The following is a 16,107-nucleotide window of genomic DNA, read 5'->3' as shown; positions in this document are numbered from 1 at the left end:
TGCTGGAAGTACTCATGGTGACTGTCCCCACGAACCAGGAGCACCGCAATGATCCTCTCCATCTCCGGTGTCGTACTGCTCGGCATCGTCGTCTTCATCTTCTTCCGCAAGGACGGACTCAAGGCGTCGCACGCCCTGATCTCGGCGTTGTTCGGCTTCTACCTGGCAAGCACGGCCATCGCCCCGAGCATCAAGGCCGGCGGCGAGAGCCTGGCGAGCCTCCTCGGCGGCATCAAGTTCTGACGCCGCCCCTCCCGTCCGTACGCACCTCCAGGAGACAGCAGTGGCCCGCCGCCCCCTCCCCCGCATCCTGAGCACAGGCAGCGCCCAGATCGCCCGGAGCCGGGAGCTGGCCCGGACGGCGGCCGACAGCGCCACCGACGTCCTCCACCCGCTGATCACGATCACCCGCGGGCTGCGCCGGCTGGCCTCGGCCGGGCGGCGCAGGTGGGCCGACACCCCCAAGGACAGGCGCGGAGCGCTGCTGTTCCTGGTGGCGTCGGTGGTCCTGGTCGTGGCGCTCGTTCCGTACGGTCCGCTGCTCGCCGTCATCAGCCTGATGGCGGCGGCAGCCTGGCAGGGCCGGGACCGCAGGCCGCCGGAGCCGGAAGGGCCGGACGAGACGCAGACACAGCGGCTGCAATCGCTGTACGAAGCGCTCGTCCCGTACTTCTCGGCGGCCGAGGACCCGGCCCCGCTCTACACGCACGGCGGCGAGTGGGAGAAGGCCTTCCCCGCGTACGACTTCGACGGCACCGGCCGCATCACCCACCTGCTGATCCGCTACCCGGCGTACTTCACCGACGGCGAGGCCGAGTCCCGGGCCCGCATCGAGCAGTTGCTGCACGCCAAGTCGGGCCGCGGCCGCGAGTACCACTTCACCTGGGACGAGGAGGGCAACGAACTCACGGTCACCGTCCTCGCCCCGCTGCCCACCGACATCGCCGCCCAGCGTTTCGTCACCGCCCCGGGCGAGACGGTCCTCGGCTTCACCGACCCCACCCAGGTCCAGCGCACACTTCCGCTCGGCTACGGCGACGGGCAGCGCGACGTCCCGCCGGTGGTCTGGCGCACCGGCATCCGCTCCACGGAGCCGCACCTGCTGGCCATGGGCCAGCCGGGCAGCGGCACCTCCACCCTGCTGCGTTCCATCGCGCTCCAGGCCCTCCAGTACGGCGATGTCGTCATCATCGAGGGCGGCGCCACCGGCGAGTACGCGTGCCTGACCGGGCGGGACGGCGTCCTCGCGGTCGAGTGCGGGCTCGCGGGGGCGCTGGCGAGCCTGGAGTGGGCGGCGACCGAGACGGAGCGCCGCCTGATCGCGGCCAACCGCGCCCGGCAGGCGGGCCATCCGCCGCCCGAGGACACCAAGCGTCCCCTGTGGATCCTCCTCGACCGCCCGAGCGCCTTCACCCACCTGGCCGCCGCGGACGGCCGCAAGGATCCGCAGTCCCTGCTCCAGGTCCCCCTGCGGCACGGGCGCGCGGCGAACGTCACGGTGGTGGTTGCCGACCAGTTCGACAGCGCGGAGGCGCTGAGCGAGCCGGTACGGCAGCACACGCGCGCGCGTGTCGTGCTGGGCCCTGCGACGCCGGACCAGTTGGAGGCCTTCCTCGGAGCGCCTCCGCACACAACCCCGGTGATCGACGTTCCGCCGGGCCGCGGGTACGCCCGCCTGGGGTCGGGCCCGGTCCATCGCCTCCAGGTGCCGGCGACTCCGGATCCCTACGACGACGCGACGAGCGAGGCGGACCGGCAGGCGGTGCTGGCGTTGCTGCCGGCAAGGACGACTCCGGCGGACGCGGAGACGATCCCCTCGGAAACGGAAACGGAAGCGGAGGCGGTCCCCTCGGGAACAGAGGCAGTCGCCGCGGGAGCGGAGCCGGAAGCGGTGGCCGCGGAAGCGCCGTAGCCCTCAGCGATGCTCGTGCGGCTGCTGCGGCTGCGGGTGCGCGAGGGCTGCTCGCACAGCGCTGTCAGGCCACGAACGTACGCGGCGCCTCCCCGCCCCCGGACCCTCCGCTCTCCACCACCCGCGCCGCCGCGGCCAGCCGCGCCGCGGCCTCGTCGGCCACCGCTCCTCCGACGGTGAACGGCAGTCGCACATAGCCCTCGAAGGCCCCGTCGACCCCGAAACGCGGCCCGGACGGCACCCGTACACCCACCCGCTCGCCGACCTCCGCCAGCCGGGAGCCGGACAACCCCCCGGCCTTCACCCACAGCGTCAGGCCGCCCTGCGGCACCTCGAACTCCCAGGACGGCAGTTCCCTGCGCATCGCGGCCACCAGCGCGTCCCGGTTCTCCCGGGCCTGACCTCGCCGCAGCTCGACCGCCTGCTCCCATCCCCCGGTGCTGAACAGCCAGTTCACGGCCAGCTGTTCGAGGACCGGCGTCCCGAGGTCGGCGTAGGCCCGCGCGGCGACCAGACTGCGGATCACGTCCGGTGCCCCCCGGACCCACCCGATCCGCATTCCCGCCCAGAACGCCTTGCTGGCGGAGCCGACGGTGACCACGGTGGAGCCGGCCGGGTCGAAGGCGCACACCTGCCGTGGCATCGAGACGTCGTCGTCCAGCCAGAGCTCGGTCATCGTCTCGTCCGCCACCAGCACGGTCCCCGCGGACCGCGCCGCGTCCACCAGCTGCCGCCGCTGGTCCTCGCCGGCCAGCGCACCGGTCGGGTTGTGGAAATCGGCCACGACATAGGCGATCCGCGGCGCCGCGTCCCGCAGGACCTGTCGCCAGCGGTCGATGTCCCAGCCGGTCAGCCCCTCCGCCATCGCGACGGGGACGAGCCGGGCGCCCGCCTCCCGCATCAGCTGAAGGATGTTCGCGTACGACGGCGACTCGACCGCGATCCGCTCCCCCCGGCCCCCGAACAGATGACAGATCGCGTCGATCGCGCCCATCGCGCCGGTCGTGACCATGATCTGCTCGGGCATCGTGGGGATCCCGCGCGCGGTGTACCGCTCGGCGATCATCGCGCGCAGAGCCGGCAGACCCGCCGGGTAGTCCCCGTGCGTATGGGCGTACGGCGGCAGCTCCTCCAGGGCGCCCTGCACCGCACGGGTCAGCCACGGCTCGGGCGCCGGCAGTGCCGCGCAGCCCAGGTCGATCATCGAACCGAGGGCTTCGGGCGGGAGGGGTTCGAGACCGCGGGCGGGGAGCGGGTTCCCGGCCGGTACGGCCGTCCAGCTGCCCGCGCCGCGCCGGGACTCCAGGAATCCCTCGGCCCGCAGCGCCTCGTAGGCCGCCGCCACGGTGGTACGGCTGACGGACAGGGAGAGGGCCAGCTCACGTTCCGCGGGCAGGCGTGCGGCCACCGGGACCCGGCCCTCCAGGACCAGCAGGCGGATACCGTCGGCGAGTGCGCGGTAGGCCGGCGGGCGGCGCGTGCCGGGGCCCGCGGGACGGTCCTGCTGGGAGTTGAGCAGCCGGGCGAGCTGCGCCGCGCCCACCGCCGAGGTCCACTGCGCCACTGAAATCAGTCCACCTTCCCCGAATTGGCCATGGATGACGGGTCATCCCAAGCCACAGGGTGTCATGCATCAGGCCACTACCACCACAGGGGGACCCACCTTGTCCACGCAGAGCCGTCCGGTACGACGGTTGATCCAGCTGTACGTCGGACTCGCCCTCTACGGGGCCAGCTCCGCGCTGCTCGTCGAGGCGGGCCTGGGCCTGGAGCCCTGGGGCGTGCTGCACCAGGGACTCGCCGAACTCACCGGGGTGTCGATCGGTGTCGTGTCGATCTTCGTGGGCGCGGCGGTGCTGCTCCTGTGGATCCCGCTGCGCCAGCGGCCGGGTCTCGGCACGGTCTCCAACGTCTTCGTGGTCGGCATCGCCATGGACGCGACCCTCACCGCGGTCCCCGACGTGCACGGTCTCGCCGTACGGATCCCGCTCATGCTGGTCGCGATCGTGCTCAACGGTGTGGCCACCGGTCTGTATATCGCCGCCAGCTTCGGCCCGGGCCCGAGGGACGGCCTGATGACCGGACTGCACCGGCGGACCGGACGCTCCATCCGGCTGATGCGGACCGCCGTCGAAGTGGCCGTCGTGGTCACGGGATTCGTGCTCGGCGGCACCATCGGCGTCGGGACCGTCCTCTACGCGGTGTCCATCGGCCCGCTCGCCCAGGTCTTCCTGCGCATGTTCGCCGTTCCCCGGGCATCCGACGGCAGCACGGTCGTTGCCACCGGGCAACCGCGGGGAGCGATACTGCGTCCGTGACCCCGCGGATACGCCACCCCTACCTGGACCATCCCGGCCCCATCCCCTTCGCCCACCGGGGCGGGGCGGCGGACGGCCTGGAGAACACCGCGTTCCAGTTCCGGCGGGCGGTCGAGGCGGGCTACCGGTACCTGGAGACCGACATCCACGCGACCGCGGACGGCAAGCTGGTCGCCTTCCACGACGCGACGCTGGACCGGGTGACCGACGGGGCGGGCCGGATAGCGGACCTGCGCTGGGCCGAGGTACGGCACGCGCGTGTGGCGGGCAAGGAACCGGTGCCGCTCCTCGAGGAGCTCCTGGAGACCTTCCCCGAGGCGCGCTGGAACGTCGACCTCAAGGACGAGCCGGCCCTCCAGCCCCTCCTGGACCTCATCGAGCGCACCGGTACCTGGGACCGGATCTGCGTCGGCTCCTTCTCCGAGGCGCGGGTGATGCGCGCCCAGCGGCTCGCCGGACCCCGCCTGGCGACGTCCTACGGCACCCGGGGTGTGCTCAACCTGCGGCTGCGCTCGTGGGGCGTCCCGGCGGCACTGCGCCGCTCCGCCGTCGCCGCCCAGGTGCCCGAGGCCCAGTCCGGCATCCAGGTGGTCGACCACCGCTTCGTGCGCGCCGCCCACGCGCGCGGGCTCCACGTGCACGTGTGGACCATCAACGAGCCCGAGCGCATGCACCGGCTCCTGGACCTGGGAGTCGATGGCATCATGACCGATCACATCGACACACTGCGCAAGGTCATGGAGGACCGCGGCGTCTGGGTCTGACCCCTGTCCGACCCGCCCGTTCCCCGGCCCGCGCACGGCACCTTTCACGGGGAAGCGAGGGCACGGGTGGGCACCGACACCGTGCGGGCGGGCGCGGCGGACGAGGCCGCCGACCGGCGGCGTGAACAACGCGGCTGGTACTTCTACGACTGGGCGTGCTCCGTCTACTCGACGAGCGTGCTCACCGTGTTCCTGGGCCCCTATCTGACCTCGGTCGCCAAGCACGCGGCGGACGCGGACGGGTACGTCCACCCGCTGGGCATCCCGGTGCGTGCCGGTTCCTTCTTCGCGTACTCCGTGTCCCTGTCGGTGATCGTGGCCGTGCTGGTGATGCCCTTGGTGGGTGCCGCCGCCGACCGCGGCGGTCGCAAGAAGCCCTTCCTGGCGGCCGCCGCCTACACCGGTGCCGCCGCCACGACCGGCATGTTCTTCCTCGGCGGCGACCGCTATCTGCTCGGCGGTGTCCTCCTGGTCGTCGCGAACGCGGCGCAGGCCGTGGGGACGATGCTCTACAACTCCTACCTCCCGCAGATCGCCCCGCCCGAGGAGCGCGACGCGGTCTCCTCCAAGGGCTGGGCCTTCGGTTACGCGGCGGGCGCCCTGGTGCTGGTGGCGAACCTGGTTCTGTACACGGGCCACGACTCCTTCGGCCTCTCCGAGAGCGCCGCGGTCCGCATCTGTCTGGCCTCGGCCGGGCTGTGGTGGGGCGCCTTCGCGCTGATTCCGCTACGACGGCTGCGCGACCGGAGTTCCCCGGCGAAGGAGTCGACGGCCCCGGGCCTGCGGCAGCTCACCGCCACCGTCCGCGACATGCGCCGCCACCCGCTCACGCTCGCCTTCCTGCTGGCGTACCTGATCTACAACGACGGCATCCAGACCGTGATCTCCCAGGCGTCGGTCTACGGCTCCGAGGAACTGGGGCTCGGGCAGTCGACGCTCATCACGGCCGTGCTCCTGGTCCAGGTACTCGCGGTGGCGGGGGCGCTGGCGCTCGGCCGGCTCGCCCCGGCCTACGGGGCCAAACGCACGATCCTCGGCTCGCTGGTGGCCTGGGCGGTGGTCCTGGGGGCCGGGTTCTTCCTGCCCGCCGACGCGCCCGGGTGGTTCTTCGTCCTGGCCGCCGGCATCGGGCTCGTCCTCGGCGGCAGCCAGGCCCTGTCCCGCTCCTTGTTCTCCCACCTCGTCCCGCCCGGCAAGGAGGCCGAATACTTCTCGGCGTACGAGATGAGCGACCGCGGGATGAGCTGGCTGGGCCCGCTGCTCTTCGGGATCACCTACCAGCTGACAGGAAGTTATCGGGACGCGATCATCTCGCTGGTGGCCTTCTTCGTCATCGGATTCGCCCTGCTCGCACGGGTCCCGGTGCGGCAGGCGATCAGCGACGCGGGCAATCCCGTACCCGAAAGGATTTAGCGTTCAACACGAAAGCGCTGTAGTGTACGCGTTTGGCCTGCCAGGCGTACCGTTACTGCGCGTCAAAGATGCCAAACGGTGTGTGACATCTGCTAGCAGATGTGACAAACCGGGCGCTGGTGGGTACAACAAGGGGCGGCTACGACGGCGACGCAATGCCCGGGACGGGACCCGGAACGGGAATCTTTACCGCCGACCGGACGTTGACCGGATGACGACGACAGCGACACCTGTCCTGTGGGCGACAAGCCCGGGAGGCACGATTCATGAGTGAGCGAGCTCTTCGCGGCACGCGCCTCGTGGTGACCAGCTACGAGACGGACCGCGGCATCGACCTGGCCCCGCGCCAGGCCGTGGAGTACGCATGCGAGAAGGGGCATCGCTTCGAGATGCCCTTCTCGGTCGAGGCGGAGATCCCGCCGGAGTGGGAGTGCAAGGTCTGCGGGGCCCCAGCACTCCTCGTGGACGGCGACGGCCCTGAAGAGAAGAAGGCCAAGCCCGCGCGTACGCATTGGGACATGCTGATGGAGCGACGCACCCGAGAGGAACTCGAAGAGGTCCTCGAGGAGCGTCTGGCGGTTCTGCGTTCCGGCGCGATGAACATCGCTGTTCATCCCCGGGACAGCCGCAAGTCGGCCTGAGCGGGAACAACAGCGCATACAAGTAACCGCGGGCGCGGTACGTGATTCACGTACCGCGCCCGCGGTTTGCGCTGCTCCGCTTCGGCTCAGCGGGTGAGCGGCGGGCGCGGTTCCTGCGGGGTGTCGCCGCCCGGCTCGTCCCGGACGATCACCTCGCCCTGGACCACCTTGCCGTCCGGGCGCTGCATACGGGCCTGCTGGAACGCGTCCCCCAGAGTGCCGGGGGCGGCGGCACGGATCTTGCGGTCGAGGGTGCGCTCGGCGTACCGCCCGACGGCCTTCTGGACCGGTGGGATCAGCAGGAGCAGCCCCACCGCGTCGGAGAGCAGGCCGGGGATCATCAGGAGCAGGCCGCCCAGCATCATCAGGCCGTTGCCACCACTGCCGGAGCTCGACGGGGCGCCGCCCCGCTGGAGCGCCTCGTTCAGGTTCTGGAAGGCGCGGCGGCCGGCCCGCTTGATGACCACCGACCCGAGCACGAAGCCGGCGACCAGCAGCAGGAACACCGCGAACCCGCTCGCCGCGCCCGCGACCACGGTCAGCAGCCAGATCTCCAGCACCAGCCACGCGGCGACGCCCAGCGGCAGAACGGTCCGCATACGGGAGCGGCGGGGTCGGGCGGGGTATGTGGGGGTCGGAGCGCCTGTCGTCATACGTCCAGTGTGCCTGGGCGCGGCTCAGCACGGCATAAGGGGACGATCAGCCGAGCCTGTGGGGCCGTAGGGCTACGACTGTGCGCGCTTTGCCCGGGCTGCGATCCTGCCGACCCGCTCCCCCACGCCCCAGGTGGTGACCCGCCACAGGGCCTCCACGAGGATGTCGCGGCTCATCTTGGAGTCGCCGAGTTCACGCTCGACGAAGGTGATCGGCACCTCGACGACGTGGTAGCCGGCCTTGACGGCGCGGCGGGCGAGGTCGACCTGGAAGCAGTAGCCCTGGGAGGCGACGTCGTCGAGGCCGAGGCCTTCGAGGGTCTCGCGGCGGAAGGCGCGGTAGCCGCCCGTGATGTCACGCAGCGGAAGGTCGAGGGCGACGCGCGAGTAGAGGCTGCCGCCGCGGGAGATGATCTCGCGGGACCTGGGCCAGTTCACGACCCGGCCGCCGGGCACCCAGCGGGAGCCGAGGACCAGGTCGGCGCTCTTGAGGGCGGTCAGCAGGCGGGGCAGTTCCTCGGGCTGGTGGGAGCCGTCGGCGTCCATCTCGACCAGGACGCCGTAGCCGTGCTCCAGGCCCCAGCGGAAGCCCGCGAGGTAGGCGGCGCCGAGGCCCTCCTTGCCCTTGCGGTGCAGGACGTGGACCTGGTCGTCCTCGACGGCCAGTTCGTCGGCGAGCTTGCCGGTGCCGTCGGGGCTGTTGTCGTCGGCCACGAGGACGTGCGCCTCCGGGACGGCCTTGCGCACCCGGCGGACGATGGCCTTGATGTTCTCCGCCTCGTTGTAGGTCGGAATGATCACCAACGCCGTGCCGAGCGGGCCGAATCGCCTCTCCTGGCCCGTGTGGGTCCCGTCGCCGTCGTTCACCGCTGCCCCTTCGAGTCAATACGCAGGCGTCCACCATAGTGCGCACGGCCTGCGATGACGTGACAAGGCGTTCGTATGCTGGTGTCGTTTCCGCAAGATCGGGGTAAGAATACAATTTTCGGCCGCCCTGGCCGAATGTCCCCCCTCGCCGAATGTCCGCCCTCGCTGCGGATGGGGGCCCGGCGCCCTTCGGGCCGACCTGGGGCCCGCTGGCTGCGGGTCGACCGAAAGCCGTTGTCTACTGAACGCCCGGGCCCCACCCGGGTCACACCTCCCCGGCCGGACTGAACGTTCCCTCGCCGTGGCGCGGGCGCTGAGCCTGGCTCCCAGTGGCGGTGTTCCGGTGCGGCACACCGTCCCTGACTCAGCGGCGCTGCGACGACTGGGCGGAGGTTCCCCGGTCGGGCGTCCGGTGGTGGACCCGGCCGAACCTACCGGCCTCCTGCCGTCGGCTGTCAACAGTCGTGCGACCTGCGCATCTTCGGGCAATGCCCTGGTCAGGGCCGAGGATGCGCAGGTCGCACGACAGCGGGGCGGCGGGCGATCGGTACCGCGCCACCCCGGAGATCACTCGCCCGGCCGTACGAAGACCGTCCGTCCGCCGACCACGGTGCGCAGGCAGACGGGCAGGTCACGGCCCGGCGTCAGGTCGGGCAGGCCAGGGGTGCCGGAGCGGGGGTCGGTGGACCAGCGGGCGACCCGGTCGTCGGGGGCCTGGACCACCAGTTCACCGGTGCGCCACACGGCGTAGTCGGCGGGGGCGCCGGGCACCAGGACGCCCGCGTCGTCCCGGCCGATCGCCCGCCAGCCACCGCGGGTGTGCGCGGTGAAGGCGGCGCGCACGGAGACGCGGTGCTCGGGGGTGCGGTGGAAGGCGGCCGCGCGGACCGTGCCCCACGGGTCGAGGGGGGTGACCGGGCTGTCGGAGCCGAAGGCGAGCGGGACACCGGCGCGCAGGAGGGCCGCGAAGGGGTTCAGACGGCCCGCCCGCTCCCGGCCCAGGCGCCGGGCGTACATCCCGTCCTCGCCGCCCCACAGGGCGTCGAAGGCGGGCTGGACGGACGCGGTGAGGCCGAGTTCGGCGAAGGCGGCGACGGCCTCGGGGGTGAGCATCTCGGCGTGCTCGACGCGGTGCCGGGCGGCACGGACGCGGGCGAGGCCGAGTTTCTCCGCCACGGCGCGGACGCCTTCGACCACCGCGGTCACCGCCGCGTCGCCGATCGCGTGGAAGCCGGCCTGGAGGCCCGCCTCGGTGCAGGCCGCGACATGGGCGGCCACGGCGTCGGCGTCCAGGTAGGTGAGACCGGTGTGGTCGGCGTCGGCGTACGGCTCGTGCAGGCACGCGGTGTGGGAGCCGAGGGCGCCGTCGACGAAGAGGTCTCCGGCGGCGCCGAGCGCGCCGAGTTCGCGTGCCTTGTCGACATCCTGCTCAGCCCAGTAGCCGACCACTCTGGGGCCCGGCTCCTCGCTCGCGAGCCGCAGCAACCCGGTGAAGTCGTCCTCGGAGGAGATCTCGGGGCCTGCGCATTCGTGAAGGGTGCCGATGCCGAGCGAGGCGGCGTGGGCGAGGGCGGCGCGCTGCGCTTCCGCGCGCTGGGCCGAAGAGACCGAGCCGAGCGCCGTCGAACGGACGGTGTGGTGGGCGTCGGCCGTGAGGGGGCCGTCCACCGCTCCCAGGGGCGTCATGTCGAGGAGCGCGGTCGTCACCACCGCCGAATGGACGTCGATACGACTCAGGTAGAGAGGGCGGCCACCTGTGGCCTCGTCGAGTTCCGCGCGGGTGGGAGGGCGGCCGTCGGGCCAGCGGGAGGCGTCCCAGCCGTGGCCGAGGAGGACGTGGTCGTCCGGGCGGGCGGCCGTGAACTCTCGTACGCGACGCAGGGCCGCGTCCAGGGAGGGGGCGTCGGAGAGGTCGAGGCCGGTGAGGGCCAGGCCGGTGGCCGTGGTGTGCACATGTGCGTCGGTGAACGCGGGGGTGACCAGAGCGCCGTCCAGGTCCACGACTTCGTCGACGCCGTCCGCGAAGGCGTCGGCGGCGCCTTCGGAACCGACCCAGGCCACCTGTCCACGTTCGACGACCATCGCGGTGGCGAACGGGTCGGCGGGGCTGTGGACCTCGCCGCGGCGGAGGAGGACGGTCTTCGGTTCACTCATGGGGACAGTTTTGCAGGGGGGTTCGGGCCGGAGGCGGTGCGGGTCGCCTTTCGGGGGCCGGTGCGTTGTGGCTGGTCGCGCAGTTCCCCGCGCCCCCGAAAGGGTCGGCCCAGCTCCGTCAGATCCTCGGCGGCCTTGCCTCGTACGGGGTCGACAGGACCACCGTGGTACGCGTGGAGACGCCCGCCAGTGACCTCACCCTGGCCAGCAGCTCCTCCAGCTCGTGCGGCGTCGCCACCCGCACCTTGAGGATGTAGTTCTCGTCGCCCGCCACGCTGTGGCACGCCTCGATCTCGGGGACGCCGGCCAGCCGGTCCGCGATGTCGTCGGGGGCGCTGGGGTCGAACGGTTTCACCGAGATGAACGCGGTCATGGGCAGGCCCACCGCCGCGGGGTCGACCACCGCGGCGTACCCGCGGATGACACCTCGCTGCTCCAGCCGCCGCACCCGCTGGTGCACGGCCGAGGTGGACAGGCCCGTGGCCTTGCCCAGGTCCGTGTAACTCATCCGCCCGTCCTTGACGAGCAGCTGCACGATGTGTTGGTCCAGCTCCTCCATGGCGCAAGAACCTACAGTGCGGCTGATCTCCTCGGATACCTGAGCGCCCCAGGTCATGCCCGGTTCGTGATGTGACCGAGAGGTGCCTGTGAGTCGCCTGCGGGACAAAGCGACCGCCACGGGCATCTGCGAGCGGCATGTGACGAAGGCCACACCCCTGCGAGGGCCTCCGTGATGTCCGCGTGATTACCGCCGTGACGGGACGGGAAGTGCTTGCTGTGGTCGAGGCCGCAGCGCCTTCACGGCCCAGTCCGAGGGGGAGAACCCAATGCAGAGTCTTCAGCGCCCTGGTCGCACCGCGCCCAAGCGCCTCCAGGCGGTTGTCGAGTCCGAGCCGGAGGGTGTCGAACCGGACGCCCTGGACGAGGAGTTCGACGCGTACGACACCTTCGAGATGTACCGGGTGATCTGCCCGGACTGCGCGCAGCCCATCGCCCTGCTGGCGGACGAGGAGGTTCTGCCGGAGCACGCGCTGTGCGCCTCGCCGTGGAATCCGTTCGGCCTCACGGTCTGTGCCGGTACGGGCCGCAAGGCGGCCGAGGCCCGGTCCGCGGACGAGTCGGCGGAGCCCCAGGAGCAGGACACCGCCCTGCTGTTGACGCTCCCTCAGGGGCTCGACTGGCGGACCCAGCCGTTCTCGCACATCGCCGGCCCGGGTTCCCGCCCCATGCGCGTGCCGGTGCTGCGCCGTCAGGCCGCCTGAGCCGCCACTTCCGATCCCAGTAGCTGCTGCCCTGCACCACGGCTCGCAGGCTGCCGTGGTGCGGGTTCAGCGTGTCCCGACTCTCCGGATCAGGCAGTTGCCTGACGGTATGTCAGACGGCTGCGCCTGCCCGTATGTTCGGCCGGACGTCCGTGAACTCACGCTCGATTGCGGACACCGTGACCCGACCGCCGACTTCCGCGTTGCCCCGGTATGACCCGTACGTATGCACCGGTCGCAGAATCGGTTCCGTCGGCACCGTCCGCCTTTCGCCCGGCCCCGCCGCCGCTCCAGGACCCGCCCATCTACCGTGACCTGCTGCGCACCTGGGCGAGCGGCGGCCGCACTCTGCCCGGGCGCCACGACCCGGAGTGGGTGCGGCTCGCGGCGCCGCAGGTCAGGCCGGGGCAGTTCAGCGCGTCTCCGGACCCGCTAGGTGACGGGCGATGACCATCCGCTGGATCTGGTTGGTGCCCTCGACGATCTGCAGGACCTTGGCCTCGCGCATGTACCGCTCGGCCGGGAAGTCCGCCGTGTACCCATAGCCGCCGAGGACCTGGACGGCGTCGGTGGTGACCTTCATCGCGGTGTCGGTGCAGTGCAGTTTGGCCATGGCCGCCTGTTTGGCGAAGGGCCGCCCGGCGTCGCGCAGCCGCGCCGCCGCGAGGTAGAGGGCACGGCCCGCCTCGATCTGGGTCGCCATGTCGGCGAGCATGAAGCGCAGCCCCTGGAAGTCGGCGATCGGCCGCCCGAACTGCTGTCGCCCGGTCGCATAGCCGACCGCCTCGTCGAGGGCCGCCTGGGCCACTCCGATCGCGCAGGCCGCGATGCCGAGCCGTCCCGAGTCGAGCGCGGACAGGGCGATCGCGAATCCCTGCCCCTCGTCGCCGATGCGCCGTCCGTCCGGGACGCGCACCCCGTCGAAGTGCACCTGGGCGGTGGGCGAGCCCTTCATGCCCATCTTCTTCTCCGGCGCCGCGGCGCTCACGCCCTCCGCGTCCGCGGGCACCAGGAACGCGGTGATCCCGCGCGGGCCCTCCTCGCCGGTGCGCGCCATGACGGTGTAGAAGTCGGCGACCCCGCCGTGGGTGATCCACGCCTTGGTGCCGGTGATCACCCACTCGTCGCCGTCCCGGACCGCTCGGGTGCGCAGCGAGGCCGCGTCCGAGCCGGACGAGGCCTCGGAGAGGCAGTAGGCGCCGAGCAGTCCGCCGCCGAGCATCGCGGGCAGGTGCTCGACCCGCTGCTCCTTGGTGCCGTAGGTGGCCAGCGCATAGGAGGCGAGGATGTGCACGCTGACGCCGAGGCCGACGGTCAGGCGGGCCGCGGCGAGCTCTTCGAGGACCTGGAGGTAGACCTCGTACGGCTGGTCGGCGCCGCCGTGTTCCGAGGCGTAGGGCAGACCGAGCAGGCCGGTGCGGGAGAGCAGGGTGAAGACCTCGCGCGGGAAGTGCCCGGCGTCCTCCTCCTCGGCCGCCTTCGGGGTGATCTCGTGCTGCGCGATGTCGCGGACGAGCGAGATCAGCTCCCGGGCCTCGTCCGTGGGCAGTTGCCGGTCCACCGGCTGCGGGGCGCGGTCGGGCATGGCGACGCTCTCCTCCCTGTAGGGCGCTGGCGGGCGCACGCCGTGGGGTGGGGCGGCTCCGCAGGTCTCACTGGACGCCGGTCGCTGCTCGCGTCTCCCGGGTCACGGAAGCTGCTGACCAGCGGCTGCGTCCTGTGAGTATGCCCGAAAGGAGACACCCGGTCACTGGTTAACGACCGCTTACTTCAAGATAGCCCAGCCCGTCGGCAACCGGCCTCGAATCGACCTGGGATTGGTCCGAACCATTGACGAGGTGGTCTAGTCCTCCTACTGTTCCGGCAGCGCTTCACCGCGTTCATGCCAATCGGCTGGCGTTCCCCTCTCCCCCACGAGGAGACACCGATGCACCTTCCCCACCGCGCCCGCTTCCGGGCGCTGATCTCCGCCGCGTGCTGCGCGGTCCTCGGCGCGGGCCTGCTGGCCGGCGCGAGCAGCGCGACAGCGACCTCCGAGGCTCCCCACGTGAAGGCCGCCGGCTCCAAGGTCGTCGGCTACTTCACGGAATGGGGCACCTACGACCGCAAGTACTACGTCAAGAACATCGAGACCTCCGGCTCGGCGGCGAAACTGACCCACATCAACTACGCCTTCGGCAACGTCACCGGCGGCAAGTGCGCGATGGGCGACGCCTACGCCGCGACCGACCGGACCTATACCGCGGCCGAGTCCGTGGACGGGGTCGCGGACACCTGGGACCAGCCGCTGCGGGGCAACTTCAACCAGTTGCGCGAGCTGAAGAAGAAGCACCCGGGCCTGAAGGTCATCTGGTCGTTCGGCGGCTGGACCTGGTCGAGCGGCTTCGGCGAGGCCGCCCGCAACCCGGCCGCGTTCGCGCAGTCCTGCTACGACCTGGTCGAGAACTCCAAGTGGGCCGATGTCTTCGACGGCATCGACATCGACTGGGAGTACCCGAACGCCTGCGGCAACACCTGTGACACCAGCGGCAGGGAGGCGTTCAAGAACCTGCTGGCGGCGCTGCGTTCGAAGTTCGGCAGCGGCTCGCTGGTCACCGCCGCGATCACCGCGGACGCCACGGCCGGCGGCAGGATCGACGCGGCGAACTACGCGGGCGCGGCCCAGTACGTCGACTGGTACAACCCGATGACCTACGACTACTTCGGCGCCTGGGACGCCTCAGGACCGACGGCCCCGCACTCGCCGCTGAACTCCTACTCCGGCATCCCGAAGGCGAGTTACCACACCTCGGCGACCATCGCCAAGCTCAAGGGCCTCGGCATCCCGGCCTCGAAGCTGCTGCTCGGCATCGGCTTCTACGGCCGCGGCTGGACCGGCGTGACCCAGTCGGCGCCGGGCGGCACCGCGACCGGCCCGGCGGCGGGCACCTACGAGCAGGGCATCGACGACTACAAGGTGCTCAAGGCCAAGTGCCCGGCGACGGGGACGGTCGGCGGCACCGCGTACGCCAAGTGCGGCAACAACTGGTGGAGTTACGACACCCCCGCGACCATCGCCACGAAGATGACCTACAAGAACCAGCAGGGCCTGGGCGGCACCTTCTTCTGGGAGCTGAGCGGGGACACCTCGGGCGGCGAACTGATCAAGGCGATCAGCTAGCCGGGACCAGGTCGTGAACCGACCGGTTCCACGGGGGACTTGGGGCGGGGGACCACGAGCCTCCGCCCCTTGCCGTCAGCCGTCCCGGCGAGCGGGCTCGGGCGCCGGGTGGGCGGGGTCCAGCTCCTCGATGGCGCGCATCGAGGCGCCGAGCGTCTTCACCAGGAGGGAGCACAGGGTGTCGCGGGAGAGCTGGGGCGGGCGGTCGATCCAGTCGAGGGCGGCGCCCTCCACACTGCACACCCAGGCGAGCAGACCCATGCGGGCCAGCGGGGAGATGTCGGTACGGCCGTACGCCCCTTCGGCGATGGTCGCGACGATCGCCTCGCGCACCCCGTCCCGGATGGCGTGCACCTCGGCGTCGAAACCGACACCGCCGCTGACGACGGTGCGGTAGGCCGCCTGGTTGTGTTCGGCGTAGCGCAGATAGCTGTCCAGGGTGCGCTGGACGCGGTCGACCTGCTCCATCTCCAGGCCGCTCGCCGCGTAGGTGACCAGGTCGGCGACGGAGTCCTGGATGATCGCCAGGTAGTAGCCACGCTTGGACTGGAAGTAGTAGTAGATCAGGCCCTTGGCGACATGCGCCTGCTTGGCGATGTCGTCCATGGAGAGCGCGTCGTAGGACGTGTCCGCGAACAACTTCCGCCCGATGGCGATGAGTTCGGCGCGGCGCGCGACCGAGCGCTCGGTGCCGCGAGCCCGCGGCCGGGCGGCTTCACGCTGCTCACTGATATTCACGTTTCGACCCTGGTCTCGGGCGGCGGCGGGACATCCGCAGTATGTCAGGTCACCTATGTGTCAGGTCACAGGAGACCGAGCTGCGTGACAAGCATCGCGATCACCGCGACCAGGGCCCAGCCCGCGATGTGTTCGACGATTTTCGGGCCGTCTTCCTGGGGGCCGCCGGTACGGGTGCGGGTGGCGGCGGCTGGCTGTGCGGTCATGGTGTCTCGCTGATCTCGG

The 16,107-nt window shown here is 71.4% G+C and carries 16 protein-coding genes; 8 read left to right on the top strand and 8 right to left on the bottom strand.

Features of this window, described 5'->3' with window-relative positions; genetic code table 11:
- The first annotated feature begins 48 nt into the window (after positions 1–48).
- A complete protein-coding gene (locus tag ACGFWE_RS35385) occupies positions 49–243 on the top strand; it encodes a hypothetical protein (RefSeq protein WP_007380617.1) in 195 nt (64 codons plus the stop codon).
- Positions 244–283: 40 nt separating this feature from the next.
- Positions 284–1,912: a hypothetical protein gene (locus tag ACGFWE_RS35380; RefSeq protein WP_393604184.1), complete on the top strand. Its 1,629-nt coding sequence runs from the start codon at positions 284–286 to the stop codon at positions 1,910–1,912.
- 64 nt (positions 1,913–1,976) lie between these two features.
- Here the strand turns inward: ACGFWE_RS35380 and ACGFWE_RS35375 are convergent, their stop codons facing one another.
- On the bottom strand, positions 1,977–3,476 hold the full coding sequence (locus ACGFWE_RS35375; protein ID WP_352389909.1) for a PLP-dependent aminotransferase family protein: 1,500 nt from the start codon (positions 3,474–3,476) through the stop codon (positions 1,977–1,979).
- Between the two features lie 64 nt (positions 3,477–3,540).
- Between ACGFWE_RS35375 and ACGFWE_RS35370 the strand changes: the two genes are divergently transcribed.
- The 4 genes from ACGFWE_RS35370 to ACGFWE_RS35355 all read left to right on the top strand — a co-directional run bounded on the left by ACGFWE_RS35370 (position 3,541) and on the right by ACGFWE_RS35355 (position 7,048).
- Positions 3,541–4,230, top strand: a complete 690-nt coding sequence (locus ACGFWE_RS35370; protein WP_352389910.1) for a hypothetical protein — start codon at positions 3,541–3,543, stop codon at positions 4,228–4,230.
- Entirely contained in the window at positions 4,227–4,994 is a 768-nt protein-coding gene (locus ACGFWE_RS35365; protein WP_352389911.1) for a glycerophosphodiester phosphodiesterase, read from the top strand. Before ACGFWE_RS35370 ends, ACGFWE_RS35365 begins: the two co-directional genes overlap by 4 nt.
- Positions 4,995–5,060: 66 nt before the next feature.
- Positions 5,061–6,407, top strand: coding sequence for an MFS transporter (locus ACGFWE_RS35360; RefSeq protein ID WP_393604181.1), 1,347 nt, complete (start codon positions 5,061–5,063; stop codon positions 6,405–6,407).
- Positions 6,408–6,673: 266 nt separating this feature from the next.
- Entirely contained in the window at positions 6,674–7,048 is a 375-nt protein-coding gene (locus ACGFWE_RS35355) for an RNA polymerase-binding protein RbpA (protein ID WP_009187548.1), read from the top strand.
- A gap of 86 nt (positions 7,049–7,134) precedes the next feature.
- Here ACGFWE_RS35355 and fxsA read toward each other — a convergent pair whose 3' ends face one another.
- The 4 genes from fxsA to ACGFWE_RS35335 all read right to left on the bottom strand — a co-directional run bounded on the left by fxsA (position 7,135) and on the right by ACGFWE_RS35335 (position 11,281).
- Positions 7,135–7,701 carry an FxsA family membrane protein gene (gene fxsA / locus ACGFWE_RS35350; protein WP_352389912.1) on the bottom strand — a complete coding sequence of 189 codons (567 nt, stop codon included), beginning with the start codon at positions 7,699–7,701 and terminating at the stop codon, positions 7,135–7,137.
- A 72-nt stretch (positions 7,702–7,773) separates the two neighbouring features.
- The gene (locus ACGFWE_RS35345; RefSeq protein ID WP_393604179.1) at positions 7,774–8,568 is read right to left on the bottom strand and encodes a polyprenol monophosphomannose synthase; all 795 of its coding nucleotides are present in this window, start codon (positions 8,566–8,568) and stop codon (positions 7,774–7,776) included.
- A 567-nt stretch (positions 8,569–9,135) separates the two neighbouring features.
- The gene (locus ACGFWE_RS35340; protein WP_393604177.1) at positions 9,136–10,722 is read right to left on the bottom strand and encodes an amidohydrolase; all 1,587 of its coding nucleotides are present in this window, start codon (positions 10,720–10,722) and stop codon (positions 9,136–9,138) included.
- 118 nt (positions 10,723–10,840) lie between these two features.
- On the bottom strand, positions 10,841–11,281 hold the full coding sequence (locus tag ACGFWE_RS35335; RefSeq protein WP_393604175.1) for an Lrp/AsnC family transcriptional regulator: 441 nt from the start codon (positions 11,279–11,281) through the stop codon (positions 10,841–10,843).
- 268 nt (positions 11,282–11,549) lie between these two features.
- On the opposite strand from ACGFWE_RS35335, the gene ACGFWE_RS35330 reads away from it, so the two are divergent.
- A complete protein-coding gene (locus ACGFWE_RS35330) occupies positions 11,550–11,984 on the top strand; it encodes a hypothetical protein (protein WP_352389916.1) in 435 nt (144 codons plus the stop codon).
- Positions 11,985–12,396: 412 nt separating this feature from the next.
- On the opposite strand, the gene ACGFWE_RS35325 is transcribed toward ACGFWE_RS35330, so the two are convergent.
- Positions 12,397–13,569 (bottom strand): acyl-CoA dehydrogenase family protein, encoded by a 1,173-nt coding sequence (locus tag ACGFWE_RS35325; RefSeq protein ID WP_393604173.1) that lies wholly within the window; start codon positions 13,567–13,569, stop codon positions 12,397–12,399.
- Positions 13,570–13,911: 342 nt separating this feature from the next.
- On the opposite strand from ACGFWE_RS35325, the gene ACGFWE_RS35320 reads away from it, so the two are divergent.
- On the top strand, positions 13,912–15,144 hold the full coding sequence (locus tag ACGFWE_RS35320; protein WP_393604171.1) for a glycoside hydrolase family 18 protein: 1,233 nt from the start codon (positions 13,912–13,914) through the stop codon (positions 15,142–15,144).
- 75 nt (positions 15,145–15,219) lie between these two features.
- On the opposite strand, the gene ACGFWE_RS35315 is transcribed toward ACGFWE_RS35320, so the two are convergent.
- Positions 15,220–15,882 carry a TetR/AcrR family transcriptional regulator gene (locus ACGFWE_RS35315; RefSeq protein WP_393604169.1) on the bottom strand — a complete coding sequence of 221 codons (663 nt, stop codon included), beginning with the start codon at positions 15,880–15,882 and terminating at the stop codon, positions 15,220–15,222.
- Positions 15,883–15,947: 65 nt separating this feature from the next.
- Positions 15,948–16,088, bottom strand: coding sequence for an SCO1431 family membrane protein (locus tag ACGFWE_RS35310; RefSeq protein WP_393604167.1), 141 nt, complete (start codon positions 16,086–16,088; stop codon positions 15,948–15,950).
- Positions 16,089–16,107 lie beyond the last annotated feature (19 nt).

It is taken from the genome of Streptomyces sp. NPDC048523 (assembly GCF_043199815.1).
Taxonomy (GTDB): Bacteria; Actinomycetota; Actinomycetes; order Streptomycetales; family Streptomycetaceae; genus Streptomyces.
Note: the sequence above shows the minus strand (reverse complement) of the source record. Positions and strands in the feature narration are given on the sequence as shown.